This window comes from Streptomyces qinglanensis, assembly GCF_900111245.1.
Lineage (GTDB): Bacteria > Actinomycetota > Actinomycetes > Streptomycetales > Streptomycetaceae > Streptomyces > Streptomyces qinglanensis.
On sequence record NZ_FOGO01000007.1, the window covers coordinates 191,548 to 207,323 of the forward strand.

Genomic DNA, 15,776 nt, shown 5'->3' on the forward strand with positions numbered 1-15,776 from the left:
CATGAACACACCGGCGCACGCGGAGCACGACGGGGGGCGCGAACGTGTCTTCGCGCCGCCGCCCCCCGGTCAGGGCCGGGCCTTCGCCCGCACCTGGTGGGGCCGGACCTGGCTCAGAGCACTCGAGGACACCGCGCTGGACGGTGCACAGCTCAAGCTGGGCCGCGCGTTCGCCCGGCGGGGTGCGGTGGGGGCCGTCTCCGTCCGCCCCGGCCGCATCACCGCGGTGGTCCTCGGCACCGACCGGACACCGTGCCGCGCCGATGTGCTGCTGCGCGAACTCACCGCGGAGGAGTGGGACCGGCTGCTGGACGTGGTCGCCGCGCAGTCGGGCCACATCGCCGCGCTGCTGGACCGGGACATGCCGCCCCGGCTGGTGGAGGACGCGGCCGATGCCGGACTGGACCTCCTGCCCGGCGTCGGCGACCTGGACCCCGAGTGTGCGTGCGGCGGATGGGACCACTGCGCGCACACGGCCGCGCTCAGCTACCAGACCGCACGGCTGCTGGACGAGGACCCGCTCGCCCTGCTGCTGATGCGGGGGCGGGGAGAGCGGGAACTGCTGGAGACGCTGCAGGTGCGCAGCGCGGCACAGGCTGCGGGGAAGGGCGGCGGACCGCTCGGGGCAGCCGCGCACGAAGAGGACGGGCCGGAGGGGGTGGACGCCGTGGAGGCGTTCGCACTCGGGATGCTCCTGCCTCCGCTGCCCGAACCGCCCGCGCCGGTGAGCGGAGCCGCCGGGACGGCGGCGCTGGACGGCGCCGCCGAGGTGCCGGGCCTGGACGTCGGCGCGCTCTCCTTCCTGGCCGCGGACGCCGCCGCGAGAGCTCGCCGCATGCTGGCGGCGGCCGTCTCCCCGCAGGCGTCCGGCCCGCCTGTGCGGCGGCCGCTGACTGCCCGGGAGGACGCTGTGCGACTCGCCGCGGCACGCCCCGGTCCGGACGTCGCGGCCCGTCTCGCCGCGTTCTGCGGCTGCTCGGCGGCTGAGCTCGAAATCGCCGTACGGGCCTGGGGGTTCGGCGGCGCGGAGGCGCTGGCGGTGCTGGCGGACCGCTCGGTGTCGCCCGCGGAGCTGCGGCAGGCGCGTGACGAACTCGACCTCGCCTGGGGCGAGGGGGAGAGCCGCCCGGTGCTGCAGGGCGAGGGCCCGCACTGGACGGCGGAGGGAGGAGAGGCGCAGCTCCGGTACGGGCCGGACGGCCGCTGGTGGCCCTTCCGCAGGCGGGGGCAGGCATGGTGGCCGGTGGGCGGGCCGGAGCGGGACCCGGCAGCCGCGCTCGCGGCCGCGTCCGCCGACGACGGGGAGTCGCCGGCCGGGGTCTGAACACGGGCGTGCCGCCGCCCCGGGACACGGGCGGCGGCACGGACCGACGGTGTGCTGTCAGGCGAGGCCCTCCAGAACGGGGAGATAGCCACCGGACTGCCCGGCGGCGGTGGGGTGATAGGACTCGTCGATCGGGAAGGTGACGCTGTGCAGCCACCAGTTCTCCGAGCAGATCTCGTGGCCCGAGAAGGTGGGACGGACGTCACCGAAGCTGAAGCCGTGGTCGGCGGCGCGCTTCGCGGTGACCTCGTTCAGCGCGTCGGACGCGGAGTTGATGGCTTCGCGGGACTTCTCACTGATGCCCACGAAGCAGCCGCCGTCGAGTTCGTAGATGTGGGGATAGCCCAGTACGACGACCTTCGCGGAGGGGGCTCGCTGGGCGATGGCGTCGTAGACGCCGTCGAGCTTGCCCGGCAGGGTGTTCTCGACGTACTCGCGGGCCTTCTGGACACGCGCCAGGCAGGCGCTCTGGCCGCGGGTGACGCAGGTCGTCATGGTGTCGGCGAACCCGGCGTCGTTCCCGCCGACACTGATGCTCACCAGGCCCGTGGAGGAGTCGAGGGGGCCGAGCTGGCCGGCGAGCACGTCGCCGGTGCGCGCGCCGGAGCAGGCCGTGAAGTCGAAGGACGAGGGGGAGTTGGCGGCTTTCCAGAGGTTCGGGTAGGCGTGCGCGCTTCGCTTGCAGCCGCCTCCCGCGTAGTCCCCGGCGCCCACTCCGGAGGAGTAGGAGTCGCCGAGGGCCACATAGCCGGTCGCGGCCGCCTCGTCGGCGGAGGCGGACGCGGCACCGGTGAGGGAGGAGAGTCCGAGGAGGACGGCAACGGCGGCAGCCGTGGAAGTCCATCTGCGCAGCTTCATGGGGCCTCTCAGGGATAGGCACGGTTGGAACTGCTGTCACTTCGGTCGCGGCTGGACTTACCCTGCGATCGATGCGTCCATGCCAACTTTGGAGCCTCAACTACGCGCGCAGATCGTCGCGTTGGCGCGACGGGGGAGAGCGTGCTCCCGGCCGATCACACCGGCCGGGTCGCACCGGACCGGGTCACACCAGGGGCTTGGAGAGCTGCTTGCCCTTGCCGGCCGTCAGGCTGCACGTGACATAGCTCAGGGCCGTACCCGCGTTCTCCGCCTTGGGGTAGGTGATGAGCGTCCCGCCCACCGTGCCGCGCGGCTGCTTCGCCGCCTTGTCGCGCAGCAGGGTGCGGCACATCGAGTCCGCCTTGCTGCGTACCGCGCCGTCTGTGCTGTAGTCCCCGGTGAGCTTCTTGCGGCTCACCACCTCCGCGTCGTGGGACTCGTCGCAGTCGCGATCGATGATCGCGCCCTCGCGCTCCTCGGATTCGTCGAAGCAGTCACCGACGCGGAGGAGGAACGACGGGAGCGGCACATCGCTGGGGCTCTCGTCGGGGTCCTCCGAGGGCTCGTCCGGATCCGGGTAGTCGGTCGCCTCCTCGTCGGAGGGCTCGTCCGTCGGCGTCGGACTCGGTTCCGGGGAGGACGAGGACGACGGCGAAGGGGACGGCTTGCCGTCAGCCGAGCTGTCGGAATCGGAGTCGCCGCGCGTCAGGTACACGACGGACGCGGTGATCAGAGCGAGAGCGACGACAGCCGCCGCGACCACCGCTGCCACCGTCTTCCCGGTGTTCCGGCCGGGCGGCGGCGGAGGCGGCGGCCATCCGCCACCCGGAGTCGCACCGAAACCACCGGAGTCGGGAGGCCCGAAACCTCCTCCCGGAGGCTGCGCCGGAGGCGGCGGGCTGCCTGGAGGCGGATGATTCGGCGGCGGTGGCATCGTCATGCGCACCACTCTGTCATGTCGCACTCACTGTCGGCATCGAGGTTCCCGAGGAGGCACCCGTTCCGGTGCGAGACGCGCTCCCTCCCTCAACAGCGGCCCGGCCGGAGCCGCGACGGCGGACGTCGCGGCTCCGGAGACCGGGCCGGCGGTCACCGGACCGGGCCTGCGGTCACTTGACCCCGACGCCGCCGTACCCCATATGACGCCGGAGGTCGGCACCGCTCGGCACGGGCCCGTCCGGCCGCCACAGCGGGAGCTGGACCAGACCGGGCTCCAGAAGCTCGAATCCCTCGAAGAAGGCGGAAATCTCCTGCCCGGTCCGCCACTGGGCGCTGGAGGTGGACTCCTCGTTGTAGACCTTCGCGACCTTCCCGAAGCCGTCGCTCGGGTTGAAGTCCGCCGTCGCGTGGCTGAGGATCAGGCGGCTTCCGGCGGGCAGCCGCTCGGTCAGGGACCGTACGATGCCCACCGCGTCCTCGGCGTCGGTGACGAAGTGCAGCACGGCGAGCAGCGCCAGCGCGACCGGCTCGTCGAAGTCGATGAGGTCCCGGGTGACCGGGTGGTCGAGGATCGCGGCCGGATCGCGGATGTCGGCCAGGACGAAGCCGGCGTTGCCGGAGTTGGTCAGCTTCGCTCCGGCGTAGGCGGCGACGATCGGGTCGTTGTCCACATAGGCGACCCGCACTCCGGGGTCCACCTGGCGGGCGATGTCATGGGTGTTGGGCGAGGTGGGGATGCCCGTGCCGATGTCGATGATCTGGCGGACACCGCTGTCGACCGCCGTCCGCACAGCCCGGTGCATGAAGTCCCGGTTGCTGCGGGCGGTGACGCCCACGTCCGGCAGAGCCTTGAGGATGCGGTCCGCCGCGTCCCGGTCGGCCTCGTAGTTGTCCTTGCCCCCGAGGTAGTAGTCGTACATCCGGGCCGGGTGCGGCCTGGTGGTGTCTATCTCATCCGGGCTGAATCCAGCCTCCGACACGTGCTTCTCCCACTCGTCCGTCGATCCGGACCGGGCTTTCGCGGTCCGGTGGTGTGCTCAGCCGACCAGGAAGTCGGCTTCCCCCGCTTTGGCCGCCTCGATGAAACCCGAGATGTCACTCCGGCTGCAGATGAGCGCCGGGCCGTCGGGATCGGTGGACTGGCGCAGCGCGACCCGGCCGTCGGCCAGCTTGAGCGCCTCCACGCAACTGCCGCCGTTGCCGCCGCTCCAGGGCTTGCGCCAGCCCTCGTCGCCCAGATGTGCGGCGGGCATCCCGTTGTAGATTCGACCCATGGTTCAGATCTCCTTGCGCAGTGCACTCAGGACCGCCCGGGTCCGCACCAGCGGCACGGCCTGGGCGCTCATCCGGTCCAGCGCCTCGAGGAACACGCTGACGTCGTCGCGCTGGTCGAAGTAGACCGCACCCACGAGGCTCTCTGCGCAGACCATGTCGGGCAGTTCGTCGAGAGGGAACCGGAAGAGGTGGAAGGGGCCGTACATGGCCGGATGCGGTCCCGCACTGAACGGCATGATCTGCAGTGCCACGTTCGGCCGCTCGATGGCCTGGATGAGGTGGTCGATCTGCTCGCGCATCACATCGGGCGAACCGAGCGGGCGCCGCAGAACCGTCTCGTCGATGACGGCCCACAGCAGCGGCGGATTCGCCTCCTGGGTGAGCACGGTCTGCCGTTCCATGCGCAGCGCGACACCCCGTTTGATCTCCGCCTCCGGTGCGTGCGGCATGCCCGCACGCAGTACGGCTCTGGCGTAGCTCTCCGTCTGCAGCAGTCCGGGGACGTAGTGCGGCTCGTAGGCGCGGATGACCTCGGACTCGCTCTCCAGACTCACGAACACGCTGAACCACTCGGGCAGCACGTCTCGGTACCGGTGCCACCAGCCGGGCTGGTTGGCCTCCCGGGCGAGCGAGACGAAGCCGTCGATCTCGTCGGGATCGCTCACCCCGTAGGTGCGCAGCAGCTTCTCCACATAGGGGACCTTGAGGCCGACCTCCGCCTTCTCCATCCGGCGGATGGTGGCGTGCGTGACGTCGAGGGATCTGGCCGCCTGCTCGAAGGTCACTCCTGCACGCTCACGCAGGTGCTGCAGTCTCTTTCCGAGCACCACACGCAGCACGGTGGGCGCCGCACCGCCCGTCCGTGAGTCCGCCACAGCCGCTCCCCTCCAACTGACATCGGTAGAGGGAAGTTTGGCATGTGCCAGCTCGCCAGCACACCCTGTCAAACACAATTCTGCAATTCACAGACTGATCCTTGCCTAACGCGAGTGACGAACCGCATAGTGGAGCCGTGGCTGCCCCCCATGACGCCCTGCCTTTAGAACACCGGCCAGACGGCGCACCGACGACCCGTCCGCTGCGCGACGCCTTTCACCTGCCGGCCCGCGACACCTCCGTGGCCCTGGCACGCGCACGCGTGCTGGAGAGACTCCGCGAGTGGTATGTCGACGACGAGTCCAACGCCGACGCGCAACTGCTCATGTCCGAGCTGTTCACCAACGCCGTCCGCCACACGGACAGCGAGAAGGTGAGCTGCGAGCTGTGGGTCATCGGAGTGCGACTCCGCCTCGAGGTGGCGGACGAGGGCGGCGGCCAGTCGGTCATGCGCGTGGAGGACGCGGACCGCGGCCGGACCGGCGACGACGAGCGCGAGAACGGAAGGGGCCTGCTGCTGGTGAGCGTGCTCGCCGACGACTGGGGCATACGCAGGGCCCGCACCAGCGGCTCCGAGTCGACGACGGGGCACGCGGTGTGGGCCGAACTGGAATGCAACCGGACACACGGCTGACGCTCCGCCCGCGAAGCGACGGCGGACGCAGAGCTGACAGCGCCCCGCACCGGTGGCAGGATGCACGGCACTTACCGGCCATGATCGGGCTCCTTTGCCGACCTGTCCCCCTTGTGGAGGCGCTGTGTCCGCACGATCCACGCGTAAGCGACAGTACGGGATATCACTGACCGCCGTCGTGACGGCCGCCCTGCTGGCGGCCGTCACCGCCTGTTCCAGCACCAAGACCTCGGGCAAGAGCGGTGACGAGGTGCAACTGGTGTCCTCGGGCAAACTCACCGTCTGCACCCATCTGCCCTACGAGCCCTTCCAGTTCAAACAGGGCAAGAAGATCGTCGGCTTCGATGTCGACCTCGTCGACCTGGTCGCGAAGGACCTCGGCGTCGAGCAGAAGATCGTGGACACCCCGTTCGAGGGGATCCAGTCCGGCGAGGACCTCAACGCGGGCAAGTGCGATCTCGCCGCCGCGGGCATGACCATCACCCCGGTGCGCGAGAAGAACCTCGACTTCTCCGCCCCCTACTTCGAGGCGACCCAGGCACTGCTGACCGCGAAGGGCGGGAAGGGCGGGAAGTACGACTCCCTGGACGACCTCAAGGGCAGGAAGCTGGGGGTCCAGCAGTCCACCACGGGCGAGGAGTACGCCAAGAAGCACGCCGACGGCGTCACCGTCCGCCACTACGAGGACCTCGCCCTGCTGCTCAGCGCCGTCAAGACCGGTCAGGTCGACGCGGGGATCAACGACAACGGCGTGCTCTACGACTACGCGAAGAAGAACCCGGACACTGAGGTCACCACCGAGTTCGACACCGGTGAGCAGTACGGCATCGGTGTGCGCACCGGCAACGACGCACTGCGCAAGCAGATCGACAAGACACTCAAGAAGGCCAAGGCCGACAAGCGGTACGACAAGCTCTACAAGAAGTGGTTCGGCACGGAGCCGAAGAAGTGAGCCGCCGCAACCGCACCCGCGCCATCCGCACCGCCCAGTACGGCATGCTGCTGGCCGTGGTGCTGGCCCTCGCCCTCGCCGCCGACTGGGGCGAGCTGCGCCGCGCGTTCTTCGACGTCGAGGTCGCGAAGAAGCAGTTCCCGGACGTGGTGACCACCGCCTTGGTCAACACGGTGATCTACACGGTGCTCGGCTTCGCCTTCGGGCTGGTGCTGGGGCTGCTGCTGGCCCTGATGCGGCTGTCGCAGGTACCGCCGTACCGCTGGCTGGCTGTCGCCTACATCGAGTTCTTCCGCGGCGTACCGGCGCTGCTCGTGTTCATCGCGCTCGGCTTCGGCGTACCGCTGGCGTTCCAGGTCTCCATCAACCAGTACGTGACGGTGATGCTGGCTCTGGGGCTGGTCGGCGCCGCCTACATGGCCGAGACGATCCGTGCGGGCATCCAGGCGGTTCCCCGGGGCCAGACCGAGGCGGCCCGCTCCCTGGGGATGTCGCCGCTGTGGGCCATGGTCTCGATCGTCATCCCGCAGGCGTTCCGGATCGTGCTGCCGCCGCTCGCCAACGAGCTGATCCTGCTGACCAAGGACTCCTCGCTGGTGTATCTGCTCGGGCTGTCGATGGACCAGTACGAGTTGGCGAAGTTCGGCAGGGACGCGCTCAACCAGCACCGCAGCCTCACCCCGATCCTGATCGCGGGGCTGTTCTACCTGGCCATCACGCTGCCCCTGGGCCACCTGGTGCGGCGCCTGGAGGCCCGTACGGCGAAGGCGAGGTGACCGGGGTGGGTGAGAGCGAGACGACCGGGGCGGCCGTGGCGGACGCGGCCGCCATCGAGGTGCGGGGACTGCGCAAGTCCTTCGGCGAGCTGGAGGTGCTGCGCGGGATCGACGTCACGGTGCGGCGCGGCGAGGTGGTCTGCGTCATCGGCCCGTCCGGGTCGGGGAAATCGACACTGCTGCGCTGTGTGAACCTGCTGGAGGAACCCACATCCGGCACGGTGCGTGTGGCCGGTACCGAGGTCACCGACCCGGAGGTGGACATCGACCGGGTCCGGCGCCGCATCGGCATGGTCTTCCAGTCGTTCAACCTGTTTCCCCACCTGACCGCTCTGGGCAACCTGACGATCGCGCAGCGCCGGGTACTGGGGCGGGGCAGGGCGGAGGCGGAGGAGGTCGCACGGCACAATCTGCGCCGTGTGGGACTCACGGACAAGGAGTCCGGCTACCCCGCCCAGCTCTCCGGAGGGCAGCAGCAGCGGGTGGCGATCGCCCGCGCCCTGTCCATGGGCCCTGAGCTGATGCTGTTCGACGAACCGACCTCGGCGCTCGACCCGGAGCTGGTCGGCGATGTCCTGGCGGTGATGCGCGGACTGGCCGACGAGGGGATGACCATGCTGGTGGTCACCCACGAGATGAGCTTCGCCCGGGAGGTGGCCGACCGGGTGGTCTTCATGGACGACGGACTGATCGTCGAGGAGGGGCCGCCCGAGCAGGTCGTGGGCGCGCCGCGGCAGGCCCGTACTCGCGCCTTCCTCTCCCGGGTGCTGGATCCGGCGGCCGCCGGGGGGCCGGAGAGCGGCACGGCACGGCCGGAACCACCGGCCGAGCCGCCCGGCCGGGCCCCGGAGGAGGTGCGCAAGCGGCCGCTCCGGTAGCGGGGGCCGCCGCGCGGAAGGACGCCGTCCGCTGCCGGAGGTCAGCAGGCTGTCGGACCCGTGCTCTACATTTCCTCTCATCGAGGACGAGTGGTCCGCCGGCGCCGATGGGCGACCGGAGCAGAACGAAAGGCCAGGACTATGGCAGACAGCCCCCGCTCGGCGGACACTCCCGTGGCCGAACTCCCCGGCAGCCCGGAAGAGCTCCTGGAGCAGGCGAAGCCTTACCGCAACGAGCTGCTGGCGCACTGCTACCGGATGATGGGCTCGGTGCACGACGCCGAGGACCTGGTGCAGGACACCTTTGTGCGCGCCTGGAAGGCCGGGGACCGGTTCGAGGGCAGGTCCTCGCTGCGCACCTGGCTCTACCGGATCGCCACCAACGCGTGTCTGACCGCGATCGAACAGCGCGGCCGCCGGCCGATGCCCTCCGGGCTGGGCGCGCCCAGCGACGACCCGGAGCGCCCGGTGGTCGAGGCCCCGGAGGTGCCGTGGCTGGAGCCGATCCCGGATGCCATGTTCGCGGGCTCCTCCGGGCCCACGGACCCGGCCTCGGTGGTGGTGGGCCGCTCGTCGATGCGGCTGGCGCTGGTGGCGGCCCTGCAGCACCTGCCGACCCGGCAGCGGGTCGTCCTGCTGCTGCGGGATGTGCTCAAGTGGCGCGCGGCCGAGGTCGCCGAACTCCTCGGGACGACGACGGCGAGCGTGAACAGCGCCCTGCAGCGGGCCCGCGCCCAGCTCGAACAGGTCGCCCCCGTGGAGGAAGAGCTGACCGAACCGACCGAACCGGCGGCGCGGGAGCTGCTGGACCGGTACGCGGCGGCGTTCGAGCGTTCCGACGTGACGGCCATCGTGGACCTGTTCAAGGAGGACGCCGTCTGGGAGATGCCTCCCTTCCCGGAGTGGTTCCGCGGCCGGGAGAACATCGTGCGGCTCATCGGGGCCCAGTGCCCCATCGGCCGCGACGAGGGCCTCATGCTGCCGACCTGGGCCAACGGCCAGCCCGCCTTCGGGCTCTACAGCCTGCGGGAGGACGGCGTGCATCGGCCGTTCCAGCTCCAGGTGCTCACACTGCGGGACGGGCAGATCGCCCATGTGGGCGCGTTCTTCGGCGAGGAGCTGTTCGCCACGTTCGGCCTCCCGGCCCAGGTGAGCGCGCAGGAGGCCGCGGCGCTGCGGCGCTGAACCGGCTGAACCGTCGGCGGGGCCGCCGGCGCCCCGCCGCAACGGCGCCGCGGTACCCGCCCGGGACGGGTCGGCGGCGCGCCGTGCGGCGGGGCCGCGCAGCGTTCGCGGGGCCCCGCCCCCACTCCGCGGCAGCGGGAGCCCCTCGGGAGCGTCGGCCCCGTGGCGGCTCAGACGCCCAGCAGATGGTCCATTGCCAGCTGGTCGAGGTGTTCGAAGGCCATGCCCCGTTCCGCTGCCGCCGCGGGATCGAAGTCCTCGAAGGCGGCGCGGTCCGCGAGCAGCGCATCCGGCGTCTCCTGCGGTCCGAGCGTCGGGCGGGAGAGCTCGTCCACTCGCGCGGCCCGCAGTGCCTCCTGGACGGCGGGGTCGGCGCGGAACGCGGCGGCGCGTTCGCGCAGGACGAGGTAGTTGCGCATGCAGCCCGCCGCCGAGGCCCACACCCCGGCGGTGTCCTCGGTGCGCGGGGGCTTGAAGTCGAAGTGCCGCGGGCCCGCGTAACCGCTCTGCTCCAGCAGGTCGACCAGCCAGAACGCGGCACGGAGATCCCCGGCCCCGAACCTCAGGTCCTGGTCGTACTTGACGCCGGACTGGCCGTTGAGGTCCAGATGGAAGAGCTTGCCGGCCCAGATGGCCTGCGCGATGGCGTGCGGGTAGTTCAGCCCCGCCATCTGCTCGTGTCCGACCTCCGGGTTGACCCCGAAGAGCTCGGGCCGCTCCAGACGCCCGATGAAGGCGAGGGCGTGTCCGACCGTCGGCAGCAGGAGGTCCCCGCGCGGCTCGTTGGGCTTCGGCTCCAGGGCGAAGCGCAGGTCGTAGCCCTGTCCGGTGACGTATTCGGCCAGCAGGTCGAAGGCTTCCTTCAGCCGGTCCAACGCGGCTCGGACGTCTTTGGCGGCGCCGGACTCGGCACCCTCCCGACCGCCCCAGGCGACATAGGTGTGGGCGCCCAGTCCGGCGGCCAGGTCGATGTTGCGCATCGTCTTGCGCAGGGCGAAGCGCCGTATCTCCCGGTCGTTGGCGGTGAACGCGCCGTCCTTGAAGACGGGGTGGGTGAACAGGTTCGTCGTGGCCATGGGCACCGCCATGCCGGTCGCCTCCAGCGCCTTCCGGAACCGTGCGACGTGCGCCTCCCGTACCCGCTCCGGGGCACCGAAGGGGACGAGGTCGTCGTCGTGGAAGGTGACTCCGTAGGCGCCCAGTCCGGCGAGCCGGTGCACCGTCTCGACCGGGTCGAGGGGCTCTCTCGTCGCGTCGCCGAACGGGTCCCGGCCCTGCCAGCCCACCGTCCACAGGCCGAAGCTGAACTTGTCCGCCGGTACGGGCACGTAGCTCATGCTGTCGTTCCTCTCCCGCGCACCGTCGCCCTGGGTACGCACAGGCGGACACCGTGGTGCGCAGCTATTCGTCATGGCAGCTTACAAATTAGTATGCGCACAGCACCGGCAGCCAGGGAAGGGAGCGGCAGTCCATGAGCGCACCGGAAGGCCCGTTCGTCATCGGGGTCGACAGCTCGACCCAGTCCACCAAGGCCCTCGTGGTGGACGCCGCGACCGGCCAGGTGCTCGCCCGCGGCCAGGCACCGCACACCGTCTCCCCGGGCGACCGCCGCGAGTCGGACCCCGAAGAGTGGTGGCAGGCGCTCCGCACCGCGGTGGGGCAGTGCGGGCGGGCCGCCGGCGAGGCCGCCGCCGTGTCCGTCGCGGGCCAGCAGCACGGCCTGGTGACGCTGGACGGCGCGGGAGATCCGGTGCGCCCCGCACTGCTGTGGAACGACGTGCGCTCAGCACCCCAGCGCGACCGTCTGGTCGCCGATCTCAGCGGCCCCACGGCATGGGCCGAGCGCGTCGGCAGCGTCCCGGCACCGGCCTTCACCGTCACCAAATGGGCCTGGCTGCGGGAGAACGAACCGGAAGCCGCCCGGTCGACGGCTGCCGTGCGGCTTCCGCACGACTTCCTGACCGAGCGGCTGACCGGTCAGCCGGGCACCGACCGGGGCGACGCGTCGGGCACCGGCTGGTGGTCCTCGGCGACCGGCTCCTACGACACGCAGATCCTGGAGCTCGCCGGACTGGACCCCGCCCTGCTGCCGCCCGTGCTCAGCTCCGGGGAAGCGGCGGGCACGGTCAAGGAGACCGGCGACGGGTTCCTGACGGCGGGCACCCTGGTGGCGACCGGCACCGGGGACAACATGGCGGCGGCACTCGGCCTGGGACTGCTGCCGGGGCAACCGGTGCTCAGTCTCGGCACCTCGGGCACCGTGTACGCCGTCTCCGACCGCCGCCCCGCCGACCCGAGCGGAACGGTCGCGGGCTTCGCGGACGCGCACACCGGCTGGCTGCCGCTGGCCTGCACTCTCAATTGCACCCTGGCCGTGGACCGGATGGCCGCACTGCTCTCCCGGGACCGCGAGGACGTGGAAGCGGGCGGGCGGGTCACCGCGCTCCCCTTCCTCGACGGCGAGCGCACTCCCGACCTCCCGTACGCGACCGGACTGCTGAGCGGGCTCCAGCACGCCACGACAGGCGGCCAGGTGCTCCAGGCCGCCTACGACGGCGCCGTCTTCGCACTGCTGCGCGCTCTCGACCGGGTGCTGGCCGAGGGCGGGGGCGGGGGCGCGGCCGCGGAGCAGGACACGCCGCTGCTGCTGATCGGCGGCGGCGCCAAGGGCGCGGCGTGGCGCGAGACGGTGCGGCGGCTGTCCGGACGGGCCGTCCAGGTACCCGGCGCGCAGGAGCTGGTGGCGCTGGGGGCCGCGGCACAGGCCGCGGGGCTGCTGCTGGGCGAGGACCCCGGCGCCGTCGCCCGCCGCTGGCGCACCGCGCAGGGCGCCTCCTACGAGCCCGTGCCCCGCGACGACGACGCGCTGGCCCGCCTCTCGGCGACGCTCGAAGGGGCGGGTGCGCTGCTCGGCCGGCGCCCGTGACGGGCGGACCTCCGGAACCGGCACCGGCACCGGCACCGGCACCTGACAGCCGGTCGCGCATGCGTCTGCGCCCCTCCGCCGCGGCTCCGGCCGCCGGCCCCGGCCGTACGGAGCGGTGTACCGACAGGCTCCGACGGACCCTCGGTGCGCCACGAGAAGGAGCCGTTCGATGGCAGCTCAGACACCCGGACCCCAGCGGGAGATACGCAGGCGCAACCTCTCGCGCGTGCTGTACGCGGTGGCCCAGCAGGGGCCTTCGTCCCGTGCGGCGGTGGCGACGCGGCTGGGGCTGACGCGTACGGCCGTCTCGACCCTCGTGGACGAACTGCTGCGCGGCGGCCTGCTGACCGAGCAGGGGCCGGCACCGGCGGCCGGCGGACCCGGGCGGCCCGGTACCGCGCTCGCGCTCCCCGACAGCGGGCCGTGCGGTCTGGGTGCCGAGATCGGCGTCGACCATCTGGCGGTCTGCGCGATCGACCTACGAGGCCGGGTGCGCGCCCGCGCGGAGGCCGACTCGCCGGGCAGGGACAGCGTGCCGGACGCCGTCCTCACACCGCTGCGGGAGCTGGTGGACCAGGTGGCAGCCCGGGCGCGCGAGCTCGGACTGGCCCCGGCCGCCCTGGCGGTGGCGGTACCCGGGCTTGTCACCCGCGGCACGGCGACCGTCGTCCGCGCCCCCAACCTCGGATGGCACGGTGTCGACCTCACTCCCCCGCTCGCGGAGGCGGGAGCGGAACGGGATCCCTTGCCGCTGCTGGTGGACAACGAGGCCAACCTCGGAGCACTCGCCGAACTCTGGCTGAGCGGCGGCAGGGTCCCCCGGGACTTCGTGCACGTCTCGGCAGAGGTCGGCATCGGTGCCGCCGTGGTGCTGGACGGCGCGCTGCTGCGCGGCCACCGCGGGTTCGCCGGGGAGATGGGCCACATGCCGGTACACCCCGACGGAGAGAGGTGCGCCTGCGGGGGCAGAGGGTGCCTGGAGCAGTACGCCGGTGAGCCGGCCCTGCTCCGGGCCGCCGGGATCCCGGCCGACGGGCCGCGGGCCGCGGCACTGGCCGCCCTCCGGCAGAGTGCGGCATCAGGCTGCGTGCGCGCGCTGGACGCTCTGGGAACAGCCGGTGGCGCGCTGGGACTGGCGCTGGCCGGAACGGTGAATCTGCTCGACCCCCGGGCTCTGGTGCTCGGCGGCGTACTGGCCCGCTTCGCCCCCTGGCTGCTGCCGTCCCTGGAGCGGGAACTGAGGGAGCGCACGGCGGCACCTGGTGCCCTCCCGGAACTGCTCGTCTCGGAACTGGGCGCGGACGGACCGCTGCTGGGCGCTGCCCACACAGCCGTGCGCGTGGTACTGGACGACCCGCTCGCCTACCCGGCCGGGCGCCGGGGATGACCTGACCGGCACGGGCCGAGACCCGGGCCGGTCAGCTGTCCGCGGCGCCCTCCCGGCTGCGACGCTCCCGCTGCACTGGGACGGGACACCGCCGGGGCACCGCACGACGGCCACAGGTCGGTCCATTGGCACATTCTGGCGACTCTTGGCAGCCCTTCCGGGGGCTGCCATCATCAACGCGCGTCAACTCGCCCTGCACGTGCACCCATTCCCCCCCACTGGGAGACACGATGGACTCAGCACGCCAGAACCCCGCGCCCTTCCCCTCACGCCCCCGCCTCCCCCGGCGCGCACTGCTGCGCGGAGGGGCAGGCTTCACTCTCGCGGCAGGACTCGCGGGAGCCTCGCTCGTCTCGGGCGGAGCCGCGGCAGCCCGGTCCAGAAGGCCGCTCGCCGTGGACTATCCGGCGGCGGAGTGGGTCCCCGCTTCCTCCTCCAACTACACGAAGGCGAACCGGCCCGCGCAGTACCCGGTCGAGTTCGTGATCATCCACGTCACGCAGGAGTACTACGCGGACACGCTGGAGATCTTCCAGAACCCCGACAAGGCGGTCTCCGCGCACTACGTGGTGCGCTCGGACGACGGCCACGTGGCCCAGATGGTGCGCGAGAAGAACGTGGCCTGGCACGCGGGCAACTGGAACTACAACACGCGCAGTGTCGGCATCGAGCACGAGGGCTGGATCGACGAACCGGACTGGTTCACCGAGGCCATGTACGAGGCATCGGCGGCGCTGACTGCGGACATCTGCCGCCGGCACGGAATCCCGCTGGACCGCCGGAACATCATCGGACACAACGAGGTGCCCGGCGCCGACCACACCGACCCCGGCGGCGAGTGGGACTGGGCGCACTACATGGACCTCGTCAAGGCGCAGTAGCGCAACGGGAGGCGGGCCCGGAAGCGCCGGCACCCCTGGCCGCAGACTGCCGACGGACCGGAGACGGACCGGAGACGGACCGGAGAACGAGGGCGCTCCGCGTACCCGCTTCCGACGGGCACGGCCGCCCGTTCGGCTACGGGTACGCGCGCACCCCACCCGCCCGTCGGCAACTCGGCCCGGCGGCGGCTCGGCGGCGGCTCGGCCGCCGGTGCACAAGCGCGTCCCTGCCGACCCGCCCTGGTCACACGCCAGTTCGGACGCATGATCAGCCGGACACCAAGCACTTCAACCCATCGTGTGACTACCGGCTGGAAGGCTTCTGCGCGGCACGCCTCCCCCTCCATTCTCAGCGTGTGCGACAACAGGAGAACAAGCGGGCCGCGGGCCGCGACGGACGGCAGAAGCTGGCAGCGGTGGCACTCATGTGCCTGGCGACGGGGGCAACGGCCGGTGGAGCGGCGGTCGCGGCCTCCGCGAGTGCCGAACCCCCCGCCGACGCAGCCGTCGTGCTCGCGGCAGCCGCCGCGCCGGGCGGCGGTGTGCCGAGCAGCCCGCCGCCGAAGTCCTCCCGCGGGACGAGCAGTTCCCGCCCCGCAGCGGCTCCTCGGACGGCAACCGCCGCCCTCGCCGCCCGGACAGTGCCGGCGGCGCACCTCCTGCCCTCCGCCGTTCCGCATACGGCAGCAGTCGGCCGACGGCCCCACCGGGGCGGCGGCGCCCACCTCTCGGTCGACGCGGAGGGAACCCGCGTGGAGGCGACGGCAGGGCGGAAAGGCCACTGTCCGGGCGCGTCCCTGACGGTGCGGACACCCGATGTCAGCCTCGACCTCTCGGCAGGGCAGCCGTGCACCCCGCGTCCGCCCCGCCCCACACCTTCGGCAC

The 15,776-nt window shown here is 72.0% G+C and carries 15 protein-coding genes; 9 read left to right on the forward strand and 6 right to left on the reverse strand.

Annotation, left to right across the window (positions count from 1 at the left end; translation table 11 throughout):
• The first annotated feature begins 1 nt into the window (after position 1).
• Positions 2-1,324, forward strand: a complete 1,323-nt coding sequence (locus tag BMX65_RS16695) for an SWIM zinc finger family protein (protein ID WP_075001092.1) — start codon at positions 2-4, stop codon at positions 1,322-1,324.
• A 57-nt stretch (positions 1,325-1,381) separates the two neighbouring features.
• Here BMX65_RS16695 and BMX65_RS16700 read toward each other — a convergent pair whose 3' ends face one another.
• The 5 genes from BMX65_RS16700 to BMX65_RS16720 all read right to left on the reverse strand — a co-directional run bounded on the left by BMX65_RS16700 (position 1,382) and on the right by BMX65_RS16720 (position 5,271).
• Positions 1,382-2,182, reverse strand: coding sequence for an SGNH/GDSL hydrolase family protein (locus tag BMX65_RS16700; RefSeq protein WP_075001093.1), 801 nt, complete (start codon positions 2,180-2,182; stop codon positions 1,382-1,384).
• Between the two features lie 184 nt (positions 2,183-2,366).
• Positions 2,367-2,954: a hypothetical protein gene (locus tag BMX65_RS16705; RefSeq protein ID WP_075001094.1), complete on the reverse strand. Its 588-nt coding sequence runs from the start codon at positions 2,952-2,954 to the stop codon at positions 2,367-2,369.
• A gap of 337 nt (positions 2,955-3,291) precedes the next feature.
• Positions 3,292-4,101, reverse strand: a complete 810-nt coding sequence (locus BMX65_RS16710; RefSeq protein ID WP_075001095.1) for an SAM-dependent methyltransferase — start codon at positions 4,099-4,101, stop codon at positions 3,292-3,294.
• 57 nt (positions 4,102-4,158) lie between these two features.
• Positions 4,159-4,395, reverse strand: coding sequence for a DUF397 domain-containing protein (locus tag BMX65_RS16715; RefSeq protein ID WP_026005066.1), 237 nt, complete (start codon positions 4,393-4,395; stop codon positions 4,159-4,161).
• Between the two features lie 3 nt (positions 4,396-4,398).
• Positions 4,399-5,271 carry a helix-turn-helix domain-containing protein gene (locus tag BMX65_RS16720; protein ID WP_075001096.1) on the reverse strand — a complete coding sequence of 291 codons (873 nt, stop codon included), beginning with the start codon at positions 5,269-5,271 and terminating at the stop codon, positions 4,399-4,401.
• 137 nt (positions 5,272-5,408) lie between these two features.
• Here BMX65_RS16720 and BMX65_RS16725 point away from each other — a divergent pair, with 137 nt between their 5' ends.
• From BMX65_RS16725 to BMX65_RS16745, 5 genes are all read left to right on the forward strand, one after another.
• Positions 5,409-5,906: an ATP-binding protein gene (locus BMX65_RS16725; protein ID WP_075001097.1), complete on the forward strand. Its 498-nt coding sequence runs from the start codon at positions 5,409-5,411 to the stop codon at positions 5,904-5,906.
• A gap of 124 nt (positions 5,907-6,030) precedes the next feature.
• Positions 6,031-6,858 carry a basic amino acid ABC transporter substrate-binding protein gene (locus BMX65_RS16730; RefSeq protein WP_420856833.1) on the forward strand — a complete coding sequence of 276 codons (828 nt, stop codon included), beginning with the start codon at positions 6,031-6,033 and terminating at the stop codon, positions 6,856-6,858.
• Between the two features lie 44 nt (positions 6,859-6,902).
• Positions 6,903-7,634, forward strand: a complete 732-nt coding sequence (locus BMX65_RS16735) for an amino acid ABC transporter permease (RefSeq protein WP_075001322.1) — start codon at positions 6,903-6,905, stop codon at positions 7,632-7,634.
• 5 nt (positions 7,635-7,639) lie between these two features.
• Positions 7,640-8,512, forward strand: coding sequence for an amino acid ABC transporter ATP-binding protein (locus tag BMX65_RS16740; RefSeq protein WP_275435223.1), 873 nt, complete (start codon positions 7,640-7,642; stop codon positions 8,510-8,512).
• A gap of 141 nt (positions 8,513-8,653) precedes the next feature.
• Positions 8,654-9,697 carry a sigma-70 family RNA polymerase sigma factor gene (locus BMX65_RS16745; RefSeq protein WP_075001098.1) on the forward strand — a complete coding sequence of 348 codons (1,044 nt, stop codon included), beginning with the start codon at positions 8,654-8,656 and terminating at the stop codon, positions 9,695-9,697.
• Between the two features lie 170 nt (positions 9,698-9,867).
• Here BMX65_RS16745 and xylA read toward each other — a convergent pair whose 3' ends face one another.
• The gene (xylA, locus tag BMX65_RS16750) at positions 9,868-11,034 is read right to left on the reverse strand and encodes a xylose isomerase (protein WP_075001099.1); all 1,167 of its coding nucleotides are present in this window, start codon (positions 11,032-11,034) and stop codon (positions 9,868-9,870) included.
• Positions 11,035-11,168: 134 nt separating this feature from the next.
• Here xylA and xylB point away from each other — a divergent pair, with 134 nt between their 5' ends.
• The 3 genes from xylB to BMX65_RS16765 all read left to right on the forward strand — a co-directional run bounded on the left by xylB (position 11,169) and on the right by BMX65_RS16765 (position 14,891).
• Complete coding sequence (gene xylB, locus BMX65_RS16755) at positions 11,169-12,623, forward strand: xylulokinase (RefSeq protein ID WP_075001100.1); 1,455 nt, start codon at positions 11,169-11,171, stop codon at positions 12,621-12,623.
• A 169-nt stretch (positions 12,624-12,792) separates the two neighbouring features.
• Positions 12,793-14,010 carry an ROK family transcriptional regulator gene (locus BMX65_RS16760; RefSeq protein ID WP_075001101.1) on the forward strand — a complete coding sequence of 406 codons (1,218 nt, stop codon included), beginning with the start codon at positions 12,793-12,795 and terminating at the stop codon, positions 14,008-14,010.
• A gap of 230 nt (positions 14,011-14,240) precedes the next feature.
• Entirely contained in the window at positions 14,241-14,891 is a 651-nt protein-coding gene (locus tag BMX65_RS16765; protein ID WP_075001102.1) for an N-acetylmuramoyl-L-alanine amidase, read from the forward strand.
• Positions 14,892-15,776: the final 885 nt, after the last annotated feature.

Excerpts from the sequence above, each read along its gene's own strand:
- BMX65_RS16695 (WP_075001092.1), top strand. The coding sequence starts at position 2 with ATGAACACACCGGCGCACGCGGAGCACGACGGGGGGCGCGAACGTGTC.
- BMX65_RS16700 (WP_075001093.1), bottom strand. The coding sequence starts at position 2,182 with ATGAAGCTGCGCAGATGGACTTCCACGGCTGCCGCCGTTGCCGTCCTC.
- BMX65_RS16715 (WP_026005066.1), bottom strand. The coding sequence starts at position 4,395 with ATGGGTCGAATCTACAACGGGATGCCCGCCGCACATCTGGGCGACGAG.
- BMX65_RS16735 (WP_075001322.1), top strand. The coding sequence starts at position 6,903 with ATGCTGCTGGCCGTGGTGCTGGCCCTCGCCCTCGCCGCCGACTGGGGC.
- BMX65_RS16745 (WP_075001098.1), top strand. The coding sequence starts at position 8,654 with ATGGCAGACAGCCCCCGCTCGGCGGACACTCCCGTGGCCGAACTCCCC.
- xylA (WP_075001099.1), bottom strand. The coding sequence starts at position 11,034 with ATGAGCTACGTGCCCGTACCGGCGGACAAGTTCAGCTTCGGCCTGTGG.
- xylB (WP_075001100.1), top strand. The coding sequence starts at position 11,169 with ATGAGCGCACCGGAAGGCCCGTTCGTCATCGGGGTCGACAGCTCGACC.
- BMX65_RS16760 (WP_075001101.1), top strand. The coding sequence starts at position 12,793 with ATGGCAGCTCAGACACCCGGACCCCAGCGGGAGATACGCAGGCGCAAC.
- BMX65_RS16765 (WP_075001102.1), top strand. The coding sequence starts at position 14,241 with ATGGACTCAGCACGCCAGAACCCCGCGCCCTTCCCCTCACGCCCCCGC.